At 68.2% G+C, this 20,524-nt stretch carries 21 protein-coding genes; 12 read left to right on the top strand and 9 right to left on the bottom strand.

Annotation, left to right across the window (positions count from 1 at the left end):
* The first annotated feature begins 53 nt into the window (after nt 1-53).
* Nucleotides 54-314: a chlororespiratory reduction protein 7 gene (locus KBY95_RS14535; RefSeq protein WP_254965925.1), complete on the top strand. Its 261-nt coding sequence runs from the start codon at nt 54-56 to the stop codon at nt 312-314.
* Nucleotides 315-339: 25 nt separating this feature from the next.
* Here KBY95_RS14535 and KBY95_RS14540 read toward each other — a convergent pair whose 3' ends face one another.
* Entirely contained in the window at nt 340-939 is a 600-nt protein-coding gene (locus KBY95_RS14540) for a shikimate kinase (protein WP_254965883.1), read from the bottom strand.
* Between the two features lie 63 nt (nt 940-1,002).
* Here KBY95_RS14540 and KBY95_RS14545 point away from each other — a divergent pair, with 63 nt between their 5' ends.
* On the top strand, nt 1,003-1,965 hold the full coding sequence (locus tag KBY95_RS14545; RefSeq protein ID WP_254965884.1) for a 6-carboxytetrahydropterin synthase: 963 nt from the start codon (nt 1,003-1,005) through the stop codon (nt 1,963-1,965).
* Complete coding sequence (locus tag KBY95_RS14550) at nt 1,962-2,672, top strand: RibD family protein (RefSeq protein ID WP_254965886.1); 711 nt, start codon at nt 1,962-1,964, stop codon at nt 2,670-2,672. The genes KBY95_RS14545 and KBY95_RS14550 overlap by 4 nt, the downstream gene beginning before the upstream one ends.
* Here KBY95_RS14550 and KBY95_RS14555 read toward each other — a convergent pair.
* The gene (locus KBY95_RS14555; RefSeq protein ID WP_254965887.1) at nt 2,654-3,091 is read right to left on the bottom strand and encodes a hypothetical protein; all 438 of its coding nucleotides are present in this window, start codon (nt 3,089-3,091) and stop codon (nt 2,654-2,656) included. The two genes, KBY95_RS14550 and KBY95_RS14555, sit on opposite strands and share 19 nt — an antisense overlap.
* Nucleotides 3,092-3,170: 79 nt before the next feature.
* On the opposite strand from KBY95_RS14555, the gene KBY95_RS14560 reads away from it, so the two are divergent.
* Together KBY95_RS14560 and KBY95_RS14565 are read left to right on the top strand one after the other, a co-directional pair.
* Complete coding sequence (locus KBY95_RS14560; RefSeq protein ID WP_254965889.1) at nt 3,171-4,400, top strand: GNAT family N-acetyltransferase; 1,230 nt, start codon at nt 3,171-3,173, stop codon at nt 4,398-4,400.
* Nucleotides 4,363-4,746, top strand: a complete 384-nt coding sequence (locus tag KBY95_RS14565) for a DUF4346 domain-containing protein (protein ID WP_254965891.1) — start codon at nt 4,363-4,365, stop codon at nt 4,744-4,746. The genes KBY95_RS14560 and KBY95_RS14565 overlap by 38 nt, the downstream gene beginning before the upstream one ends.
* A gap of 23 nt (nt 4,747-4,769) precedes the next feature.
* Here the strand turns inward: KBY95_RS14565 and KBY95_RS14570 are convergent, their stop codons facing one another.
* The gene (locus tag KBY95_RS14570; RefSeq protein WP_254965893.1) at nt 4,770-5,273 is read right to left on the bottom strand and encodes a hypothetical protein; all 504 of its coding nucleotides are present in this window, start codon (nt 5,271-5,273) and stop codon (nt 4,770-4,772) included.
* An 84-nt stretch (nt 5,274-5,357) separates the two neighbouring features.
* A complete protein-coding gene (locus tag KBY95_RS14575; RefSeq protein ID WP_254965895.1) occupies nt 5,358-6,968 on the bottom strand; it encodes a B12-binding domain-containing radical SAM protein in 1,611 nt (536 codons plus the stop codon).
* 167 nt (nt 6,969-7,135) lie between these two features.
* Between KBY95_RS14575 and KBY95_RS14580 the strand changes: the two genes are divergently transcribed.
* The gene (locus KBY95_RS14580; RefSeq protein WP_254965896.1) at nt 7,136-7,255 is read left to right on the top strand and encodes a cytochrome b6-f complex subunit 6; all 120 of its coding nucleotides are present in this window, start codon (nt 7,136-7,138) and stop codon (nt 7,253-7,255) included.
* On the opposite strand, the gene KBY95_RS14585 is transcribed toward KBY95_RS14580, so the two are convergent.
* Together KBY95_RS14585 and rimO are read right to left on the bottom strand one after the other, a co-directional pair.
* Entirely contained in the window at nt 7,242-8,471 is a 1,230-nt protein-coding gene (locus KBY95_RS14585; protein ID WP_254965898.1) for an MFS transporter, read from the bottom strand. The two genes, KBY95_RS14580 and KBY95_RS14585, sit on opposite strands and share 14 nt — an antisense overlap.
* Nucleotides 8,468-9,862 (bottom strand): 30S ribosomal protein S12 methylthiotransferase RimO, encoded by a 1,395-nt coding sequence (rimO, locus tag KBY95_RS14590; protein WP_254965900.1) that lies wholly within the window; start codon nt 9,860-9,862, stop codon nt 8,468-8,470. Before rimO ends, KBY95_RS14585 begins: the two co-directional genes overlap by 4 nt.
* Before the next feature lie 125 nt (nt 9,863-9,987).
* Between rimO and KBY95_RS14595 the strand changes: the two genes are divergently transcribed.
* A complete protein-coding gene (locus KBY95_RS14595) occupies nt 9,988-10,920 on the top strand; it encodes a vitamin K epoxide reductase family protein (RefSeq protein ID WP_254965927.1) in 933 nt (310 codons plus the stop codon).
* Between the two features lie 10 nt (nt 10,921-10,930).
* Here the strand turns inward: KBY95_RS14595 and nadB are convergent, their stop codons facing one another.
* The 3 genes from nadB to KBY95_RS14610 form a co-directional block, all read right to left on the bottom strand.
* The gene (nadB, locus tag KBY95_RS14600) at nt 10,931-12,574 is read right to left on the bottom strand and encodes an L-aspartate oxidase (protein WP_254965902.1); all 1,644 of its coding nucleotides are present in this window, start codon (nt 12,572-12,574) and stop codon (nt 10,931-10,933) included.
* A 166-nt stretch (nt 12,575-12,740) separates the two neighbouring features.
* Nucleotides 12,741-13,118 carry a photosystem II complex extrinsic protein PsbU gene (psbU, locus tag KBY95_RS14605; protein WP_254965904.1) on the bottom strand — a complete coding sequence of 126 codons (378 nt, stop codon included), beginning with the start codon at nt 13,116-13,118 and terminating at the stop codon, nt 12,741-12,743.
* Between the two features lie 131 nt (nt 13,119-13,249).
* Nucleotides 13,250-14,008 (bottom strand): DUF3120 domain-containing protein, encoded by a 759-nt coding sequence (locus KBY95_RS14610; protein WP_254965906.1) that lies wholly within the window; start codon nt 14,006-14,008, stop codon nt 13,250-13,252.
* Between the two features lie 71 nt (nt 14,009-14,079).
* Here KBY95_RS14610 and KBY95_RS14615 point away from each other — a divergent pair, with 71 nt between their 5' ends.
* From KBY95_RS14615 to KBY95_RS14635, 5 genes are read left to right on the top strand one after another with little or no spacing between them, the layout of a single operon-like run.
* Nucleotides 14,080-14,952, top strand: a complete 873-nt coding sequence (locus KBY95_RS14615) for an undecaprenyl-diphosphate phosphatase (RefSeq protein ID WP_254965908.1) — start codon at nt 14,080-14,082, stop codon at nt 14,950-14,952.
* 55 nt (nt 14,953-15,007) lie between these two features.
* Nucleotides 15,008-16,402 (top strand): TIGR03279 family radical SAM protein, encoded by a 1,395-nt coding sequence (locus tag KBY95_RS14620; RefSeq protein ID WP_254965910.1) that lies wholly within the window; start codon nt 15,008-15,010, stop codon nt 16,400-16,402.
* A gap of 59 nt (nt 16,403-16,461) precedes the next feature.
* A complete protein-coding gene (locus KBY95_RS14625; RefSeq protein ID WP_254965912.1) occupies nt 16,462-18,138 on the top strand; it encodes a TolC family protein in 1,677 nt (558 codons plus the stop codon).
* A 48-nt stretch (nt 18,139-18,186) separates the two neighbouring features.
* The gene (locus tag KBY95_RS14630; RefSeq protein ID WP_254965914.1) at nt 18,187-19,539 is read left to right on the top strand and encodes a BCD family MFS transporter; all 1,353 of its coding nucleotides are present in this window, start codon (nt 18,187-18,189) and stop codon (nt 19,537-19,539) included.
* The gene (locus tag KBY95_RS14635; RefSeq protein ID WP_254965916.1) at nt 19,536-20,351 is read left to right on the top strand and encodes an inositol monophosphatase family protein; all 816 of its coding nucleotides are present in this window, start codon (nt 19,536-19,538) and stop codon (nt 20,349-20,351) included. Before KBY95_RS14630 ends, KBY95_RS14635 begins: the two co-directional genes overlap by 4 nt.
* Nucleotides 20,352-20,524 lie beyond the last annotated feature (173 nt).

Here is a 20,524-nt window from a genome sequence, read left to right on the forward strand (position 1 = left end):
CGACTGCATCGGGCCCAACACCCGCCAGGATGGACTCCGCTGTTGTCCTGGCCTTGTCCGATCCGCTGCTGCGGGAGCTCGACCACTACGTGGTGCTGGAGCCCGGCCAGGGCGAGCGCATCCTCACGGCGGCCGAAACCGTGCTTTGGCTGGCCTCCCACGTCGAGGCCCTTGGCGATCCGCCGGCCGACCTGGCTGATCTGGCCGATCCGGAAGCCCAGGCCGTTCGGCTGATCGACACCGCCTGCGAGCTGGAGCTGGCGCCCGGATGCTCGATCCAGTGGTTCGCGGTGCGGCTGGAGCCCCCCGGCTGAGGACCACGTTGGGTTCGGACGGGGCTCAGTCGAGGGCTTCTGGGGCCTGGCGAGGCTCGCGCAGCACCGAGGGCAGGGCGTCCAGCACCTGCAGCGCCACCTCGGCGGGGAGTCCACCCTGCTGCGCCACGGTCAGGTCGGCCTGGGCATAAAGCGGCCGGCGCTCGCGCAACAGGGCCTCGAGGCGGGCGGCGGGATCGGGCGCGTCGAGCAGGGGCCGCCGGGTGGGATCGGCGGCCAGACGCCGCAGCAGCTCCGCCTCAGGGGCCTCAAGCCACACCACAACCCCCTGACGCATATGACCCCAGTTCTCCGGCCGGGTGACCACCCCACCGCCGGTGGCCACCACCAGGGAATGCCAGCTGGCGATGCCATTGAGCACGGTGGTTTCCAGGGCGCGGAACGCCGCCTCGCCATCGCGGGTGAAGATCTCGGCGATCGGCCGACCGGCGGCTTCCGCCAGGGTGACGTCGGCATCAATGAATCGATAGCCAAGGGCTTCGGCCAGCGGCCGTCCCACGGCACTCTTGCCCGCCCCCATCATTCCCACCAGATAAATGTTGAGGCCATCGAGGCGGCGGGCCAGGGTCCGGTGGCTGGGGGAAGGGGCGTCGTCAGGGGCCATGCGGTCGCGGTCGGCGGCGGTCCTGACCCCGTTTCTAGGATGGGCGTCCCCTGGGCCTCGGCGATGACCGCAACCCGGTTGACCGCCTTCCCCGCGGCACCCTCCTCCACCAGCACCGCCCACGGGCGGGGTCGGCCCTGCGTGATCACCCGCCGGGCCACCTTCAGTGCCAGCCACCTCTACCGGCTGCCGGAGCTGGATGAGGCCGAAAACGCCCGCCGCTTCGGCCGCTGCAGCCTGGCCCCAGGCCACGGCCACAACTACGAGCTCAGCGTGGCGATGGGTGGTCCCCTCGACGGCGACGGCATGGTGCTCAACCTCTCCGACGTCAAGCACGCCATCCGCCGGGAGGTCAGCGATCCCCTCGACTTCCGTTTTCTGAACGACGTCTGGCCCGAGTTCGACCTCTCCCGGCCCGAGGGGCGGTTGCCCACCACCGAAGCCCTGCTGCTGGCCATCCGCGAGCGGCTGGCCCCCCACCTGCCGCTGGTGGCCCTGCGGCTCCACGAACAAACCAACCTCTGGGCCGACGTGCTCTGCGGTCCCACCATCGATCCCATGGAAGCCTTCCTCTCGATCCGCACCCACTTCGCCGCGGCCCACCGCCTGGCCCGACCCGAGCTCAGCCAGAGCGAAAACGAGGCGATCTACGGCAAGTGCGCCCGCCCCCACGGCCACGGCCACAACTACCTGCTCGACGTCACCGTGCGGGGTCCGATCGATGCACGCACCGGCATGGTCTGCGACCTGGCCGCGCTGCAGCAGCTGGTGGCCGACCTGGTGGTGGAGCCCTTTGACCACACCTTCCTGAACAAGGACGTGGAGCACTTCGCCGACTGCGTTCCCACGGCCGAGAACATTGCTCTCCACATCACCGACCTGCTCAGTGCCCCGATCGCGGCCACCGGCGCCCGGCTGCACAAAGTGCGGTTGCAGGAGAGCCCCAACAACGCCGCCGAGGTCTTCGCCGAGACTCCCCAGCTGGAGATGCTGCCGGCGGCCCTCGAAGCCCTTGCGGCCGTTTGAGTCCGGCGGCAGCGGCGGATCCCCGCCCTAACAGCCCTCGCCCCGAGCTGCGGCTCGTGCTGGCCGTGAGCCTCGACGGTCGCCTCGCCCAGGCCGAAGGCGGGGCCGCTCAGTTAGGTGGTGCCGGTGATCGGCAGGCGCTGGAGGAGGCCCTGGCCTGGGCGGATGCCGCCCTTGTGGGGGCCGAGACCCTGCGGCGCCATGGCAGCACCTGCCTGATCCGCAGTCCCTCGCTGCTCGGGGCCCGCCGCCGCCATGGCCGCGCTGCCCAGCCGATCGCCATCGCGGTCAGTCGCAGCGGCCGGTTGCCCGCCGCCCTGCCCTTCTTCCGCCAGCCCCTGGAGCGCTGGCTGTTGCAGGCCGCCCCGCTGCCCCCCTCCGCCCCCGCCGAGGGCTTCGAGCGCCACCTGCCTCTGCGGAGCTGGGGCCAGGCCCTGGAGGCCCTCGGGGCCCTGGGACAGCGGCGGCTCGCGGTGTTGGGAGGGGCCCAGCTGGCGGCCTCACTGGCCGCCGAAGACCTGCTTGATGAACTCCAGCTCACCGTTTGCCCCCGCTTGCTCGGAGGCGCCCATGGCTGGTTGCCGGCCGAGGCCCGGGTGGCCCCGCTGGCCCAGGCAGGCTGGCGGCTGGTGGAGCACCGGGCGCTGCCGGAGGACGAACTGCTGCTGCGCTGGCGGCGCCCCGAGGATCAGGGCGTGACCTCCTGAAGGCCGAGGCTGCCGAAACGCTTGCCGAGTTCCCGCAGTGGCATGTCACGCAGGCTGTCGGTGGGGAGGCCGAACATCCTGGCCAGGCAGCGCTTCACCACCGCCTCGCTGTCATCGCCGAAGCGGCCGCTGACCATCTCGGTGAGCACTCCCAGGCTGCGGCCGCTGTTGTCGGTCTCCTCAATCAGGCACTTGCTGGTGGGTACCGCCAGCTTGCGGCAGGGATCCTGGAGGCTTTTCTCCAGATCCGCCCTGCCCGCGGAGGCCGTCTCCACGCAGACCCGTGTGAGCTGGTTCTCCAGCTGGGGGCGCAGCAGCATCAGCACCGGTCGGAGCAGCCCGGCCCTGGCCGGCGGCTGGGGCAGGACCAAGGCGGTGGCGGCCGTCAGGAGCATCAGGATCCGCAGGGGCTTGGCCATGGCGGGGCAAGGACGCTCGGTCGCAGGGAATCAACCGTTAGTTTTGCGCCTGCCCTGTCCCCCTGCGTCGCCACCGGCCATGGCCGAGCTGCAAGTTTGCTGGCACAAGGCAACGCAGGAGATCCCTGAAGACCAGTGGCAGGCCCTGGTGGGGGGCGACGGCGGGTCGCTGGGGGCGGCCGTGGATCGCCCGTTCTATGGCTGGCGCTGGTTGCACCACCTGGAGGCCAGCGGCAGCATTATTCCCCGCCAGGGCTGGCAGCCCTGCCATCTCGGGCTCTGGCGCCAGGGGCGACTGGTGGCCCTGGCACCCCTCTATCTCAAGGGCCACAGCTACGGGGAATTCGTCTTCGACCAATCCTTCGCGCAGCTGGCCGGCCAGCTGGGCCTGCGCTACTACCCCAAGCTCGTCGGGATGAGCCCGGTGAGTCCGGTGCAGGGCTACCGCTTCCATGTGGCGCCCGGCGAAGATGCCGCCGCCCTGACGGCGTTGATGCTGGCGGAGATCGACACGTTCTGCCGCCGGCAGCACATTCTCAGCTGCAATTTTCTCTATGTGGATCCGGCCTGGCAGCCCCTGGCGGAGGCCGCCGGCTGCGCGCTGTGGATCAACCAGCAGAGCGAATGGCGCAATCCGGGCCATGGGGATTTCGAGGCCTATCTGGCCAGCTTCAATGCCAACCAGCGGCGCAACATCCGCCGCGAACGCCGCTCCGTGGCGGAGGCGGGGCTGACCGTCACGCCCCTGGCTGGAGAAGAGATCCCGCCGCCGCTGCTGGAGCGGATGCATCGGTTTTATGAACAGCACTGCAGCCGCTGGGGCCCCTGGGGGAGCAAGTACCTCACCGAGTCCTTCTTTCAGGCGGCCGCCACCGACCTGCGCCAGCATCTCGTGCTGTTCAGTGCCCATCGGGGCGAGCCGATGCAGCCCCTGGCGATGTCGCTCTGTGTGCACGATGCCACCGGCCTCTGGGGGCGCTACTGGGGCAGTGACATCGAGCTCGACAACCTGCACTTTGAAGTCTGCTATTACGCCCCGATCGCCTGGGCCATCGGCCGGGGTCTGGAGAGCTTCGATCCCGGCGCCGGCGGCAGCCACAAACGGCGTCGTGGCTTCGTGGCTCAGCCCCGAGCCAGCCTGCACCGCTGGTACGACCTCCGCTTCGACACCATCCTGCGGGAGTGGCTGCCGGGGGCCAACGAGGAGATGCACCAGGCGATTGCGGCGATGAACGCGGAACTCCCTTTCACCGCTGCCTACGATCCCCCCCATGCACCGCGACCCGTGCCCACGTCAGAGCCTGGATGAGGCGCTCTCCCAGCGTTTCATCGCCCTCGATCCGTCGGGCTATTTTCTGATCAAAGTGGATGCCGCCAACGCTGAGTTGGTGGCCGAGCATTACGCCAATGGCATCGATGAACGGGGGCTGGCCACCGATCCCGACACGGGGGAGGTGATCAGCTGCCGGGGCAGCGACCCGCGTGCGCCCGTGGCCATCTACCGGGGCCGCACCGCCAAAGAACTCGGCATTGCCCTTACCGAGGGGGAGGGGCCCCATCCCCTGTCGAGGCTCGACCATGCCTTCTACCTGGGCCGGGAGCTCCAGAAGGCAGAGTTCTGCCTGGTGCAGGGCTTGCCCTATGAACAGGACTAGGCAGTAATCTCCAGGGTCCCGACTCAGCGGGAGGCGACGAGACGGCAACGGCCATCCATCATCAAGGCCCTGAGGCTTCCCCGTTTCTCGATCGCATTCTCCTGGAAGGTGAGCGCTCGACGGTCGATCGTCGTGTGATGCTCCTCGTCGTGGCCGTGGTCGGGATGAATGACCAGGGGAGCCTTCCCGGCGGCCATTCCAGGACGTTGATCCGCCGCACGGGGATGGCCCAGGGCGACCTCATCACCGTCGTTGTCAGAGAGGTGGAAGCTGTTGGACTCCTTCTCCAGAAACGTGATCCGATCGCGGGAGGTTTGCACCGGCAGACTCTGACCATCGGCGAAACGGACCCGATCATCCCCTTGACCCACATCCACCCTGAAATCGATCTGTCCCTTGGGATCATCCCGATGGCGACAGATCATCGACTGGGGGCCCAAGGTGTCCCAGCGGCTGAGGCCAAGGACCAGCAAGCCGATACCGCCGATGATGGCCAGAGCCGAGAGCCTGGTGAGCCCAGGGTTCATGGGCTGTGACGTCCCCATCACTGCGCCCCATAGGCAGCCAATCAAACGTACTCCGACCTCAGACCGGACCAGGCCACAAGGACGCTAGACAGGCTGAAGTTCGCGGCTGGTTTCGCGGGAGCCTTCGGGTGGTTCCGGGGGCAGGGCGGCGAGTTGGTCCTCGATTTCGCGGGTCACCACGCCCCGGTACTCCTGGAAGTGCTCGTTATGGGCGAGGGTTACCAGGAACTGCTCCAGGTTGTTGGGGTTGTGACGGGCGATGGTCAGCAGGGAACGCCAGAAACGGCCACGGGTGTCACGCTTCAGGCCTTGACGCCAGATCACGATCAACAGGGCGCGGACATCGGTCCAGCTGGGCAGGCTGGCCTTGCCGAAGGCCGCCGCAGGTACGAACTGCTGCCAGCGGGGCTGGCCCATCTTCAGGTAGTAATGCGTGACCCGGTCGATGTAGGCGTTGGGTTCGTACAGGCGGCAGAAGGCATCCACGTACTCATTGGCGATCTGCCGGATCGGCCGTGTGGGCACGAAGTTGAGCAGGTTGGTCTGGTTGACACCTTTGGCGTCGGTTTTCTCCTGCACCAGACGGCCCTCTTTTTCCAGCCGATGCCAGAGGCCCGTGTTGGGCAGGGCCTGCAGCATGCCCATCATCGCGGCGGGGATGCCGGTACGGCTGACGAATTCCACGATCCGATCGCCGGCGCCCTGCTTCTCACCATCGAAGCCGATGATGAACCCGGCCATCACACGGATGCCGTAGGAGGTGATCCGGTCGACCGACTCCTCCAGCGAACTGCGGGTGTTCTGCAGTTTGCCGGCGGTCGCAAGGCTGGCCTCATCGGGCGTCTCGATACCGAGGAAGACGCTGTCAAAGCGGGCCTCCGCCATCATCAGCATCATGTCCTCGTCGGCGGCTAGATCCACCGAGGCTTCGGTGGCAAAGCTGAAGGGGTAGCCATGGGCAACCTGCCAGCGCTTGATCTCGGGGAGCAGCAACTTGGCGTTGCGCTTGTTGCCGATGAAGTTGTCGTCCACCAGGAAGATGGAGCGGCGCCAGCCGAGGTCGTACAGGTACTGGAGTTCGGCCACCAGCTGATCAGGAGCCTTGGTACGGGGTTTACGGCCGTACAACACAATGATGTCGCAGAATTCGCACTGGAACGGGCAGCCCCTAGAGAACTGCACCGACATGGAGTCGTAGGCATCCAGCTCGAGCAGGTCGAAGCGGGGAATGGGGGTGCCGGTCACGTCCGGCTTTTCCCCATCGGCACTGAATCGGCCCTGACGATCGCCGCGTTCAATGGCCTCAATGAACATCGGCAGGGTGATTTCCCCCTCGTCGAGCACCTTGAAGTCGGCCAACTTAAGTTCAGGCGCGTCTGGGGTGGAGCTGGCGAAGGGTCCGCCCACCGCCACCGGCAGACCCCGCTGCTTGGCCCTGGCAATCTGGGCGGCCATATCGGCCTTCTGAACGATCATCCCGGAGATCACCACCAGTTCCGCCCAGTTCCATTCCGCCTCGGTCACCTCCCGGACGTTGCGATCCACCAGCTTCATCTCCCAGGTCTGGGGCAGCAGGGCGGCCACGGTGACCATCCCGAGCGGCGGAAGGAGCACCTTGCGGTTCACCAGCTCGAGAATCTTTTCGTAGCTCCAGAACGTCTTCGGGAATTCGGGATAGATGAAAAGGGTGCGCATGCTGCAGGTGAGTTGTGGAGGGGCCGTGGGCGATTGCGCGGCGGCGGAAAGGGTGTCTTGAGCAGGTTCCGCTGCGCCGCAACCTTAGGAGGTTTCGGGAAATATCAGGTCGTTCTACCGCCTCCTGCCAGGCCGTGGGGGTGGAAGGGGGCGGATCCTCTGCTGTAATGATCCGGTTCCTCGCAGCAGCGGCCGTGGGTGTGGTGATTTATCTGGCGCTCGTCGGTGGCGGGCTCACCGCCGCCTTCCTGGCCACCGTCGTGCTCAAGGGCGTCAGGCTGATCTGAGCCTGAGAGCTCCGTTTCGCCCGAGTTCCAGCACACCCACCACCAGCCCCAAGCCGCCGAGCAGGGCGAAGGTGGCTTGCAGTCCCATGGTCATGGTCAGCGCGGCGGCCACCAGTCCACTCACCCCGCCCCCGCCCAGGAAGGCGATCTGCCCCAGGCCGGCCATCCGGCCGCGCAGGGCCATGGGTGCCCCCACCTGGAGGATCAGGCTGGAGCCGGCCAGCAGGCCGGCCGTACCGGCACCGATCAGCAGCGCCATCGCCAGGGCCGTCGGGCCCCCAGTGGCCGCGGCCATCCCCAGCTGGGCCAGGGCCACCACCACGGCGCAACCCCCCAGCAGCAGCACCGGTCGTTCGCTGAGGGCGGCGCTGTTGCGCTGCAGCACCACCCCGCCGCAGATGCTGCCGGCCGCCAGCACGCTGGTGAACAGGCCGAGGGCCTGCGGCGAGGGGCCAATCACTTCGGCGGCGATCAGGGGGGCCAGGCCCGGATGGAAGAAGCCCACCAGGCAGGCCACGGTGGTGAAGCGCAGCACATGGCGCAGGGTCGAACCGCACTCCCGCCAGGCGGCCCCGAGGCTGGCCCCTTCCCCCCCGGCGCTGCGCTGCTCCAATTCCCGGTGGGGCCGCAGCAGCCAGATCACGGTGGCGATCGGCACCAGATAGGACGCCGCATCGATCGCCAGGGCCATGGCGGGTCCGGAGAGGGCCACGAGCCAGCCTCCCAGTGGAGGGCCCACCAGCTTGCCGACATTGAACACGACCGAGAAGCTGGCCAGATAGGGCGCCACCTGCTCCGGCCGTTCCACCAGCAGGGAGCAGTACTTGCTGCGGGCCGTCAGTTCGAAGGAGCTGGAGACGCCCACCACCAGGGTGCTCAGAAGCAGCAGGACCACCTGCCCCGTCCCCTGCAGCAGGGGAATGGCCAGGGCCCCCAGGGTGGCCCCGCCGAACAGACCCCACTGGGAGCGGATCAGCATGGTTTCGCAGCCCAGCCGATCCGTCAGCACACCCGCCCGGCCGCTGACCAGGAGGCTGGGTAGGGCCAGGGCGGCGAAATGCAGGGCCAGCAGCAGCGGATTGCCGGTGCCGGCCATCAGGATCCAGCCCTTGGCCGTCAGCCCGGCAAAGGATCCAGAGGTGCTCAGGCCGGAGGCGATGAGGAAGAGGGGGCGCTGGTGCCGTTGCAACCAGCCGTGTGTGGGGCTTGGGGTCAAGCCCCGCTCCGCGTGGCGGCCTGGGCCTCACGCACCATGGCGCCGGCCCCCACCACCTCGCCGCGCAGGTCGTAGGTGTCGGCCGCGGTGATCCGCACCGGCACCATCGTTCCCGGAGCGGCGCAAAGCCCCCCCTCGCCGGGGCTCACGTGCACCTCACCGTCCACGTCGGGGGCGAAGCGGGCGCAGCGTCCCAGCATCGCGCCGCTGGTGGGGTTGTCCTGCTCGATCAGCACGTCCACGATCCGGCCCACCCAGGCGGTGTTGCGCTCGGCGGCGATCGGCTGCTGCAGGGCCATCAGCCGGTCCCGCCGCTCGCTGGCGACCTCGGCGGGCACGGGATCCGGCAGGTCGGCGGCGGCGGTGCCGTCCTCGGGGGAGAAGCTGAACACGCCGACGTGATCGAAACGCTGCTCGGCCACGAACCCCAGCAGGTGCTCGAAGTGCTCCTCGGTCTCCCCAGGGAAGCCGACGATGAAGGTGGTGCGCAGCACGGCGTCGGGCAGCTGGTCGCGGATGCGCTTCAGCAGGGCGCCGTTGACCCCGGTCTGCCAGGGACGGTTCATGGCCCGCAGCACCTCCGGGTGGCTGTGCTGCAGGGGGAGATCCAGGTAGGGCAGCACGTTGGGGACGTCCCGGTAGGCGGCCAGGACGGTGTCGGTGAGACCGGTGGGGTAGGCGTAGTGGACCCGGATCCAGGGGATCTCCACCTCCCCAAGGGCCCGCAGCAGGTCGTCGAGGCGGGGCCTGCCGTAGAGATCCAGCCCGTAGTTGGTGGTGATCTGGCTGATCAGGATCAGCTCCTTCACCCCCTGCTCGGCCAGCTGGCGGGCCTCCGCCACGATCGATTCGATCGGTCGGGAGCGCTGGTCGCCCCGCAGCCGGGGGATGATGCAGAAGGCGCAGCGGTAGTCGCAGCCTTCGGCCACCTTCAGGTAGGCCACCGCCTCGGAGGTGGTGCGGTAACGGGGCAGGTGCTCGTCCCCCACGAAGGTGGGCACCGCGCTGACCCTGTTGACCCGTTCCCCGGCCTCAACCCGCTCCAGCACTTCCACGATGTGCTGGTAGTCGCCGGTTCCGACGATCGCCCGCGCTTCCGGCAGGGAGTCCAGCAGCTCCTGCTGAAAATGCTGGGCCAGGCAGCCGGCGATGATCAGTTCCTTGCCCTGTTCAGCCAGTTCCACCAGGGTGCGCACCGATTCGGCGCGGGCGTCCTGGATGAAGCTGCAGGTGTTGACCACCACCACCCGTGCCTCGCTCTCGTCGGCGCTGACGCCGTAGCCGGCCTCGGCCAGCAGGCCGAGCATGTGCTCGGTATCCACCCGGTTCTTCTCACAACCCAGGTGGGTGAAGGCCACGGTGGGCCGTTCTTGGCTGGGCTGGGGAGACATGCTGTTGCGGGTGGAAAGGGGGACGGGCCGGCTTGCCGGCATCAAGAGAGTGGGCGCAAACGCCGATGTCCACCCTATGCAAGCCCCCGCGACTGCGAGAATCGCTCCACGATTTGTCCGTGCCTGTGACTTCCACCCGCCTCGCCAGCCGCCTCACCAATCGCCGCCGACCCGAGCCGGGTCGCCGCTGGGCGCGGGTGGTGATGGCCGTGCTGGCCACGATCGGTGTGATCGACACCGCGGCGATCACCCTGAACCGCTGGGGCGTGATCGGCAACCTCAGTTGCCCCGGGGGCGCCGAGGGCTGCGACAAGGTGCTCAACAGCCCCTGGGGGAGTGTCTTCGGCCAGCCCCTGTCCCTGTTCGGCTTCCTGGCCTACGGGGCGGTCCTGGTCATGGCGTTGCTGCCGCTGGTGCTGAAGGGGGAGGCTCGCGCCAGCATCAACGGGCTCAGCTGGTGGGGCCTGTTCCTGCTCAGCGCCGGCATGGCGATCTTCAGTCTGGTGCTGGTGGGGGTGATGGCCTTTCAGATCAAGGCCTTCTGCACCTTCTGTCTGATGTCGGCCGCCATCAGCCTGTCGTTGTTCGTGCTCAGCCTCATCGGCGGGGAGTGGGAGGACACCGGCGCCTTGCTCTTCCGCGGGGTCCTCACCGTCCTGGCCGTCGGCCTGATCGGCCTTGGCTGGGCCACCTCCCTCAATCGCCCCGAGGCCACCACCGGCCCCGGTATGGCACGGCCAGTGGTGGCCGCCAGCACCCCGGCCAGCCTGTCCCTTGCCGAGCACCTCACCAGCACCGGTGCCGTGATGTACTCGGCTTACTGGTGCCCCCATTGCCACGACCAGAAGGAGCTCTTCGGCAAGGAGGCCACGGCCAAGCTCAAGATCATCGAGTGCGCGCCCGATGGCCGCGACAACCAGGCGGCGCTCTGCGCCAGCAAGAACATCCAGGGCTTCCCCACCTGGGAAATCAAGGGCCAGCTGGATTCCGGCCAGAAGACCCTCGCCCAGCTCGCCGCCTTGAGCGGCTACCAGGAACCAGCAGCCCCCGCCAACTGAGGCGCACCCCTCAGCTCTCGCCCACCGGCCCTGTGAAGGGGGATCGGCCGCGTTGCTGCAGCGTGTGACGCCGCCAGAACAGCTGGGAGGCGGGGGCATCGGTGCGGTAATGGCCGCCCCGGCTCTCCACCCGGAAGGCGGCGGCTTCCATCAGCAGTTCCGCCAGCACCAGCCGCTGGCGCAGATCCTGGAGCAGCAGCAGGCGTTGGCTCTGGTCTGGCGTCAGCTGCAGTTCCTGACCGGGTGGCAGGTCATGGGCCCGGCGCAGCAGGGGAGACCGTTCGTGGCCGGAGCGTTGGCTGCGGACCCGGCCCAGGGCACCGATGAGATCCACCCCGCGCCGCTCCACCCCGGCCACCTGCCAGCACAGCCGGCGCAGGTCGCCGATCGCCTTGATCAGGCTGGCCTCATCGGGGCTGGCCAGAAGCTCTGCCTGGCTCAGCCGCGGGGCCGCCGCGGGCGTGCCCTGGGGCGCAGGCGGCAGGGGCTGGGGCCGCAGATGGCGCAGCCGGCGGGCGAAGACCAGGCATTCCATCAGCGAGTTGCTGGCCAGGCGGTTGGCCCCGTGCACACCGGTGCTGGCCACCTCCCCCACCGCGTAGAGGCCGCCCAGACTGGTGGCGGCCTCCAGATCGGTGCCGACGCCCCCCATCCAGTAGTGGGCGGCCGGGGCGACGGGAATCGGGGCGTCGCAGGGCGACAGCCCCAGCTCACGGCAGCGGCGCAGGATGGTCGGGAACTGGCGTTCCAGCCGTTCGCGGCCCACCGGCCGCAGGTCGAGCCAGAGATGGGTCACCCCCTGCTCCGCCATGCAGCGAGCCAGGGCGCGGCTCACCTGGTCACGGGGGGCCAGATCGCCCCCCTCCAGCTGCGCCACCGGAGAATGGCCGCGGTCGTCGAAGAGTCGCGCCCCTTCGCCGCGCACGGCTTCGCTGATCAGGAAATGGGGGGCGTCCGGCAGCATCAGCGCCGTGGGGTGGAACTGCACGAACTCCAGGTCCTGCACCCTGGCGCCGGCGCTCCAGGCCATGGCCACGCCATCGCCGCTGGCCTGGGTCGGGTTGGTGGTGTGGGCAAACAGATGGCCGCCGCCACCACTGGCCAGCACCACCGCACCGGCCCGCAGCCAGCGCAGGCAATTCCCCTCGAGCACCTGCAGCCCGACGCAGCGGCCGTCCTCCATCCACAGTTGCAGGGCAGGGATGCCCTTGCGTTGCTCCAGCCCCGGCCGGCGCCGCACTTCCCGCTCCAGGGCATCCACCAGGGCCCCGCCGGTGCGGTCCTGGGCATGCAGCACCCGGCGGTGGCTGTGGGCGGCTTCGAGCGTGGTGCTCAGACCCTGAGGGGTGCGGTCGAAGGCCATGCCCAGTTGCACGAGCCGCTCGACACAGGCTGGAGCTTCCCGCACCAGCACCTCCACCGCCTCCGGATCGCACAGGCCGGCACCGGCCTTGAGCGTGTCGGCGACATGGCTGGCAAAGCTGTCCTCGGCTCCGGTGACGGCGGCGATGCCGCCCTGGGCCCAGCGGCTGGCGGAGGGGGGGCTGCTGGATTTGCTCAGCAGCAGCACGCGCAGTTGGGGGGGCAACTCCAGGCAGGTCATCAGTCCTGCGGCACCACTGCCCACCACCACCACGTCCCAGTGGGGGGCCATGCGCGGATCCGGCTCATCCAAGCGGCTGCTTCACCCCTTTACACCCTGCTTCGTGGTGGAGAGCCTATGGGACGGACGGCGGGTCGCCCCTCGCCCACAAAAAAACCGCCGTAGGTACGGCGGTTCTGACTGGGTCAAGGATGGGCCGGCTGATTGGTCGTTGGGCTCAGCGGTAAACGCCATCGTTGATGCGATCGAAGCCTTCGTTGAGGGCAATCGCGGGCGGGGTCACGGTGAAGTTGTCTTTGTACTTGTTGAACAGCTCTCGCTGGCGGTCCGTCAGCTCCAGCTCCAGCACGTCGTCGACGCTGTCGTAGGGACCGCCGAGGACGATCTTGCCGGCCAGAGTCGGATACATGCCGGGGTATTGCTGGAAACGGCGGACCGAGGCGTTGTTGAGGTCCACCTTGCCGCCGCTCTCGGCAATCTTGTCGTCGATCTCGTTGCGGCGCTCCGCAGCGAGGGCGGCACCGGGCAGAAGCAGGGTAACGAGCAGACCAGCCAGGACCACACCACTCATCAACCAGGCAAGCAGCCGCTTCATCACGACACTCCTTTTAGGGATAGAACCAGGGGACCCTGGCAGGGACAGGGCGGTGATCCGCAGACCACCCGTGCAACGTTACAGAAAGCCCCGTGGTCTCTCTCGGCAGGCGGCCTTGCTTTTGCAGATCTTCAGATCAGGCCGCTCAGGTGGGGGGCCACCAGGGCCGCGCCCAGAAACAGAGCGTCGACCGCCAGGGTGGTGCCCAGGGCCGCAGCGGCGACCCGCCAGGGCCCGCCCAGGAGCCAGAAGCGCCGACAGATCAGCACCAGCAGGCTCGCCGTCAGGCCGATCAAGGCCAAAGGCCAGGGCTGCAGCACCTGGATGGCGGCCCCCTGCAGCAGCAGCGGAGCCTCGGACAGGGGAGCGTTGAGAACCTGGGGCCAGAGGTTCATGATCCCGGCAGCCGCGATCACTCCGTCGGTGCTGGCGGTGCCGAGCAGGGAGCTCAGGTAGAAGGCGCCCGCCAGCCGCCAGCGGCCTCCGAGGCCAGCCAGTGCCAGGGGCAGGGCGAAGGCTTCGATCGGCAGATGCATCACAGGGTGGAGCCGGAACCAGCCCCAGAAAAGGCAGCCGCCCAGCCAGCTGCCGCAGAAGCCCACCAGGAGCACGCCCAGTTGCTGCCACTGACCCTGGCCCCGGCGCTCCAGGAGCAGGGCCAGGGCCATCAGGGGGAGGGTGAACAGGGCCGCCGCCATCGGCGCGGAGCGCACCCAGGGGGCCTGCAGGAACACCGGCACCGTGACCAGCAGGGCAGCCGTCAGGGGCAGCACGGCTGCGGCCGGGATGGCAGCCGCGGCAGGAGCGATCGGAAGACCCGGCAGGGCCGTGGGGCGAGTCGCAAGGGTGGGTGGGACCCCGATCACCTGGTTGTGAAGAAACTTGACCAACCTTAAAGGGCGGGGTGGGTGCTTCCGTGACCCGTCCGGCCATAGGGTCAGCCGCAGTATCGGCTTTCCCCATGCCGCTGGTCGCGACGGCCGCCTCCTTGCCCCTGCTCGAGGCCTGCTGGCACGCCCTCGTTCTGGGGATCGTTCAGGGGTTGACGGAGTTCCTGCCGATCAGCAGCACGGCCCACCTGAAGGTGGTCCCGGTGCTCCTGGGCTGGGGTGATCCCGGAGTGGCGTTTACAGCCGTGATCCAGCTGGGCAGCATCGCCGCCGTGCTCGGCTATTTCCGCAATGACCTCGCTGAGGTGGGCGCCGGAGTGGCGCGCGCCTTCCGCCATGGCCAGTGGAACGATCCACCGGCGCGGCTGGGTGTCGCCATCGCCATCGGTACGGTGCCGATCCTGCTGGCGGGTTTGGCCATCAAGGTGCTGCTGCCCGGCTACGAGACCTCCCCCCTGCGCAGCCTGACGTCGATCGCCATCGTTTCGATCGTGATGGCGCTGCTGCTGGCGGTGGCCGAACTGCTGGGCCGCCGCCGTCGCCTGCTCGCGGCCGTCACCCCCCGCGACGGCCTGCTGGTGGGCCTGGCCCAGTCCCTGGCCCTGATCCCCGGGGTGTCGCGCTCGGGCAGCACCCTGACGGCATCGCTGTTCGATGGCTGGCAGCGGGCCGACGCGGCGCGCTTTTCGTTTCTGCTTGGCATACCCGCCATCACCCTGGCCGGGCTGGTGGAGCTCAAGTCGGCCTTCGGCTCGGTGGCGACCGGCGGTGTGATCCCGATGCTGGTGGGCATCGCCGCGGCGGCGGTGGTCTCCTGGCTGGCGATCGCCTGGCTGCTCCGCTTCCTGCAGCAGAACAGCACCTGGATCTTCGTGATTTATCGGCTGCTGTTCGGTCTGGTGATCCTGCTGGGGTTCCGGGGCCTGGAGGGGGTCACCCCCTGAGTGGGCACGGCCGCCACACTGGAGCCACAGTCCTGTCGCTTCGCCGTAACCGACCGTGTGGAAGGAGCCTTCCTCTGCCCTTGCTGGGCCCGCTGCCCTAGCCGGGCCCGTCACCCAACCCCGGCCGGCGCTGGTGGCCACGGTGGAGCCGGGATCGATCGCCGAGGAGCTCGGCTTTCAGCCCGGTGATCGCCTGCGCAGCATCAACGGGATACGGCCGAGGGACTTGATCGACGTCCAGGTGCTCCAGGGGGAGGAGGAGCTGGTGCTGGAGGTGGAAGACCCCGATGGCAGCCTGCACGTGGTGGAGCTGGAAAAAGACCTGGACGAGGGGCTGGGGCTGGGCTTCAGCGAAGCCCTGTTCGATGGCCTGCGCCAATGCAACAACCACTGCCCCTTCTGCTTCATCGACCAGCAACCGCCCGGGCGACGCGGCAGTCTCTACCTCAAGGACGATGACTACCGGCTCAGCTTCCTTTACGGCTCCTACCTCACCCTCACCAACCTGAGCCCGGCCGACTGGAGCCGGATCGAAGAGCAGCGCCTCTCCCCCCTGTTCGTGTCGGTCCATGCCACCGACCCGGAGCTCCGCAGCCGCCTGCTGGTCAACCCGCGGGCCGGTCTGCTGCTGGAGCAGCTGGCCTGGTTCGCCGAGCGGCGCCTGCAGATCCACGCCCAGGTGGTGGTGTGTCCGGGGCTGAACGACGGAGAGGCCCTGGAGCGCACCCTCACCGACCTGGCGCGCTTCGCCACCGGACCCTGGCCGGCGGTGCTCTCCACCGCCGTGGTGCCGGTGGGTCTGACGCGCTTCCGGCCGGATGGCGATGCGCTGCGTCCGGTCGATCGCGATGGGGCCCTGGAGGTGATCGCTCGGGTGGAGCGTCTGCAGCGGATTTTTCAGGCCAGCACCGGCAGCCGCTTCGCCTGGCTCTCGGATGAGTGGTTCTTGATCGCTGGCCAGCCCCTGCCACCCCGGGCCAGCTACGAAGACTTGCCCCAGCAGGAGAACGGCGTCGGCAGCATCCGCGCCTTCCTGGAGGCTTTGGAGGAAGCCACCCGAGAGCTCCCCACCCGGATCGCCGGGGCACGTCGCTGCAGCTGGGTGGTGGGACAGCTGGTGGCGGAGGCGCTGCAACCGGTGGTGGAGCGCCTCAACAGCATTGAGGGGCTGGAGCTGTTGCTCCACGGCCTGCCCAGTCCCTACTGGGGCCAGGAGCAGGTGGTTACCGGGCTGCTCACAGGCTCGGACCTGATTGAGGGGCTCGGCGGCCGTGACCTGGGTGATGAACTGCTGCTGCCCAGGGTGATGCTGCGGGAGGGGGAGGAGGTGTTTCTCGACGACTCCACGCTGGCGGAGCTGCGCCTCCGCCTGCCCGTGCCGGTCCGGTTGCTGGGGGGTGCGGACGATCTGGTGGCCGCCTGCCTCGGCACCCCACGGGGAGATGCTTAAGCTCGGGCGGAAGCGAACGGTTCAACGTGAGGCCCCAACCACTCCTGCTAGCGGCACTGGTGGTGCTTCCGTCGGTTGGCGTTCAGATGTTGCCGGCAGGGGCCCAGACGGCTCCTGCCCCTGCAAGCCAGGCGATTCCGGCTGTTGAGCCCCTGCCCCTGGCTCCCGAGGTCAAGGGATCCCGGCCGAAGTCCAATCCGAACGTGCTGGCTCCCGCCGCCAAGGAGCTGCCCCCCGCCCTGCAGGATCTTCGGGCTCCCAATCCCCTGGCCCTGCCGGTGAAGCCGGCCCAGGTCCGCATCCGGGAATTGCGCCCCCTCGGCCTGGCCGATGTCGAAACCCTGGTCGAAGTCAATAACCCAGAGCTCAAGGCGATCGCCAGCCAGGTGGAGCAGGCCCAGTCGGCCCTGCGCGCCCAGATCGCCCTCTGGTACCCCAACATCTCTCTCAACGCCACCAGCCTGCCCACCTACACCGGAGGGCAGCAGTTCAGCAGCGCCTTCACGGGCACTGGTCAGCAAGCCGGCAACACGATCACCAGCATCTGGCGGATGTCGGCGGTTCTTCAGGCCACATGGGGCCTGATCAACCCCACTCGCACGCCCCAGATCGCCGCGGCCCGCGACAGGTTTGAGCAGGCCAAGAACCAATACCTGATCGGTCTGCGGGTCCGGCGTCTGGAAGCAGCGGTGGCTTTCTTCGATCTTCAGGTCTCCGACGAAACCGTTCGCATCGGCCAGGAGTCCGTGCGCTCCTCCCTGGTGAGCCTGCGGGATGCCAAGGCCCGTTTCCAGGCTGGGGTGGCCACCAAGCTGGAGGTGCTGGAAGCGGAAACCCAGCTGGCCCGTGACCAGCAGGTGCTCACCCAGGGCCTGTCCGACCAGGCCATCGCCCGCCGCGGCCTCGCGGCCATCCTGGATTTGCCCCAGGATGTGACCCCCACCTCCAAGGAGCCTTCCCGGGTGGTGGGATCCTGGTTGCCCTCGTTGCAGGAAAGCATCGTTGCCGCCTACGCCTTCCGCGAAGAGCTCGACAACGTCCTGCTCAACATCTCCATCGCCAACAGCGAGGCGAACACCGCCTTGGGCCGGGTCCAGCCGTTTCTGAACATCGCCTACGGCTTCACCGGTGGTCGCACCAGCGGTATTCAGTTCGCTAACCGCAACCAACAAGGTGTCAACTTCGGCAACCAGAGCTGGTCGGTCGAGAACACGGTCGGCCTCAACCTCAACTGGACCTTGTTCGATGGCGGTGCCGCCCGGGCCAACTACCGCCGCCAGAAGCAGGTGGCTGAGCAGAACACCTACCAGTTCGCCCAACAGCGCGACACGATCCGCCGGGAGGTGGAAACCAATTTCTACGAGCTGGAGAAGAACAACCGCAACATCACCACCACCTCCCGCGAGGTGATCTCCACGAGGGAATCCCTGCGTCTGGCCCGCCTGCGCTTCCAGGCCGGAGTCACCACCCAGCGGGAGGTGGTCGACACCCAGAGGGATCTCACCCAGGCCGAAGTGCGCTGGTCGACGGCCATCTCTGATTACAACAAGGCCCTGGCCCGGTTGCGGCGCTTCACCGGCCTCGACCAGGTCGGCCTTTGCCAGCGCCAGTCGCTGCCGGCCACCAGTCCGAGGCCGGCCGGGTCGGCCTTGATTCCGGTGGAGCCCCAGCCGCTGATTCCGGCCTGTCGGGCGGGCAGTCCGATCGGGCCCGAGGTCATGCCGCCGGGGTCCTGAGGCCCGTTGTCATCCCACCTCCGCTCCGGTCTCTCCCTTACCGCCACCATGCGCCTGGGTCTCTTCCAGGGATGCCTGGGCTGCCTGGCGGTGATCTTTTCCGGTCTGCTTAACCGGATCATGCTCAGTGAGCTGGGCTTTCCCGGACTGCTGGTGGGTGGCGCCCTGGCCTTTGAGCAATTCGTGGCCCCGTCAAGGGTGCTGTTCGGCCAGATTTCCGATGCCCATCCCCTGGCCTCCCGTCACCGGGTTCCCTACGTCCTGATCGGCACGGCGGCGTTCTGCCTGCTGGCGGTGTTGTCGGTGCCTCTGATCTTTGAGGTCGGGCGTCTGCTGCAGGACGGCAGCCAGCCCGGCCTGGCCCTGGGCATCGCGGCCCTCTGCGGCCTGTTTGCCCTCTATGGCCTGGCGATTTCCCTGGCGACCACCCCCTACCTGGCCCTGGTGATTGACCGCACCAGCGAACAGGAGCGGCCCCGGGCGGTGAGCATCATCTGGTGCATGCTCACGGTCGGCATCGTCATCGGCGCCGTGGCCATCGGCGTGAGCCTGCGCTCCCTTGACGGGGTCAGCGATCCGGTGGTGCTGCAGGCGACCCTTTCCCGCTTCATGTCGATCGTGGCGGCGGCGGTGATGCTTCTGACGGTCGTGGCCACCTGGGGAATGGAAGCGCCCCTGCGCGAGCGCAGCGACGGGACAACGGCCCGTCGGGAGGATGCCATCGGCCTTCGACAGTCCTGGACTCTGATCACCTCCAGCCGCCAGGTGCTGATCTTCTTTTCCTTCCTGATCCTGTTCACCCTCGCCCTGTTCCTGCAGGATCCGGTGCTGGAGAGCTACGGCGCCCAGGTCTTCGCCATGCCGATCGCCGCCACGGCCCAGCTCAACGCCTTCTGGGGCGTCGGCACCCTGGTGGGCTTGCTGCTGGCGGGGCTCTGGGTGGTCCCACGGCTCGGCAAGATGGCCACCGCTCGCCTGGGCTGCCAGCTGATCGCCCTGTCCCTGCTCCTGCTGATCGTGGCGGGCCTGACGGCGAGGATCCCCTTCCTTCAGGCCGTGATGGTGCTGTTCGGGCTGGCGGCGGGCATCGGCACCAACAGCGCCCTGTGCCTGATGCTCGATCTCACCTTGCCTCAGGCGGCTGGCACCTTCGTCGGGGTCTGGGGTCTGGCCCAGGCCCTGTCCAGAGCGATCGGCAAACTGCTCGGGGGGGGCTTGTATGACATCGGCCGCTCCCTGCCCCTGGGGGAGGGACCCTATGGAGCTTTTGCCCTTGTGCTCGGTGTGGAGTTGCTGGTGGCTCTGGCGGCCCTGGTGCTGTTGTCTCGCGTCAACGTGCGCCAGTTCCGGGAAGACACTTCCCGCAGCCTTAGCCAGGTCCTGGAGTTGGAACTGGGATGACGCCTCTTTCCCCACAACCCCTCGACCCTCGGCTGGAGACCTTGATTGATCGGGTCGCCGAGCGGCAGCGCGCCGATTTCGGCCACAGCCACCCGGATCTGAAGGCGGATGGCTCCTTCATCACCGCCTGTGATCGCTGGAGCGACGCCACGCTGGTCGAGGGGCTGGCGGAGCTGTTCCCTGGAGAGGGCGTCCTCAGCGAGGAAGGCCGGCAGCAGGTTCCCGCGAGCCCCGCTTACTGGGTGGTGGATCCGCTGGATGGCACCACCAACTTCGCCGCCGGCATCCCCTATTGGGCGATCTCGATGGCCCGCTTCGAGGCCGGAGTGCCGGTGCTGGGGATCCTGGATGTGCCGCCGCTGCGTCAGCGCATCGTGGCCATCCGGGGTCTCGGCGCCTGGCGCAACGGCAAACCCATTCCGCCGCCGGCCCAGCAATTGCACAACGCCGGCTGTGCCTCCCTTTGCAGCCGATCGATCCGTGTGCTTCAGAAGCTGCCGCACCGTCCGTTTCCCGGAAAGATCCGCCTGCTGGGCGTGGCCAGCTTGAACCTGGTATCGGTGGCCATGGGCCAGACCATGGCGGCCCTGGAGGCCACTCCGAAGATCTGGGACCTGGCAGCGGCCTGGCTGGTGCTGGAGGAATTGGGCTGTCCCCTGCGTTGGCTTGGACCAAGTCCGCAAGGGCTGCAGGCCGGGACGGACCTGGCTGAGACGAACTTTCCGGTCTTGGTGGCCAACCGCCAGGAGACATTGGATCGCTTCATGCCCTGGGCTGAAGCCCTTGAGACGTCTGAGCCCCCAATGAGGTGATATGATTTTGGACTGCGCCCCACCAGAGCGAGAGCTCAAGTGGGAGGCGGGCTTACTGAGACTGAGAGGCGCGAGCCGACGGTGCTGTAAGTTTTCTGAGTCGCCGGGAGGCGACGCGCCGCGAGAGCCCCGGAAGGGGTGGAGCGGTAGAACCTGGACAACCAAAAAAGTTT

The sequence above is a fragment of the Cyanobium sp. Aljojuca 7A6 genome (genome assembly GCF_024346455.1).
Lineage (GTDB): Bacteria > Cyanobacteriota > Cyanobacteriia > PCC-6307 > Cyanobiaceae > Cyanobium.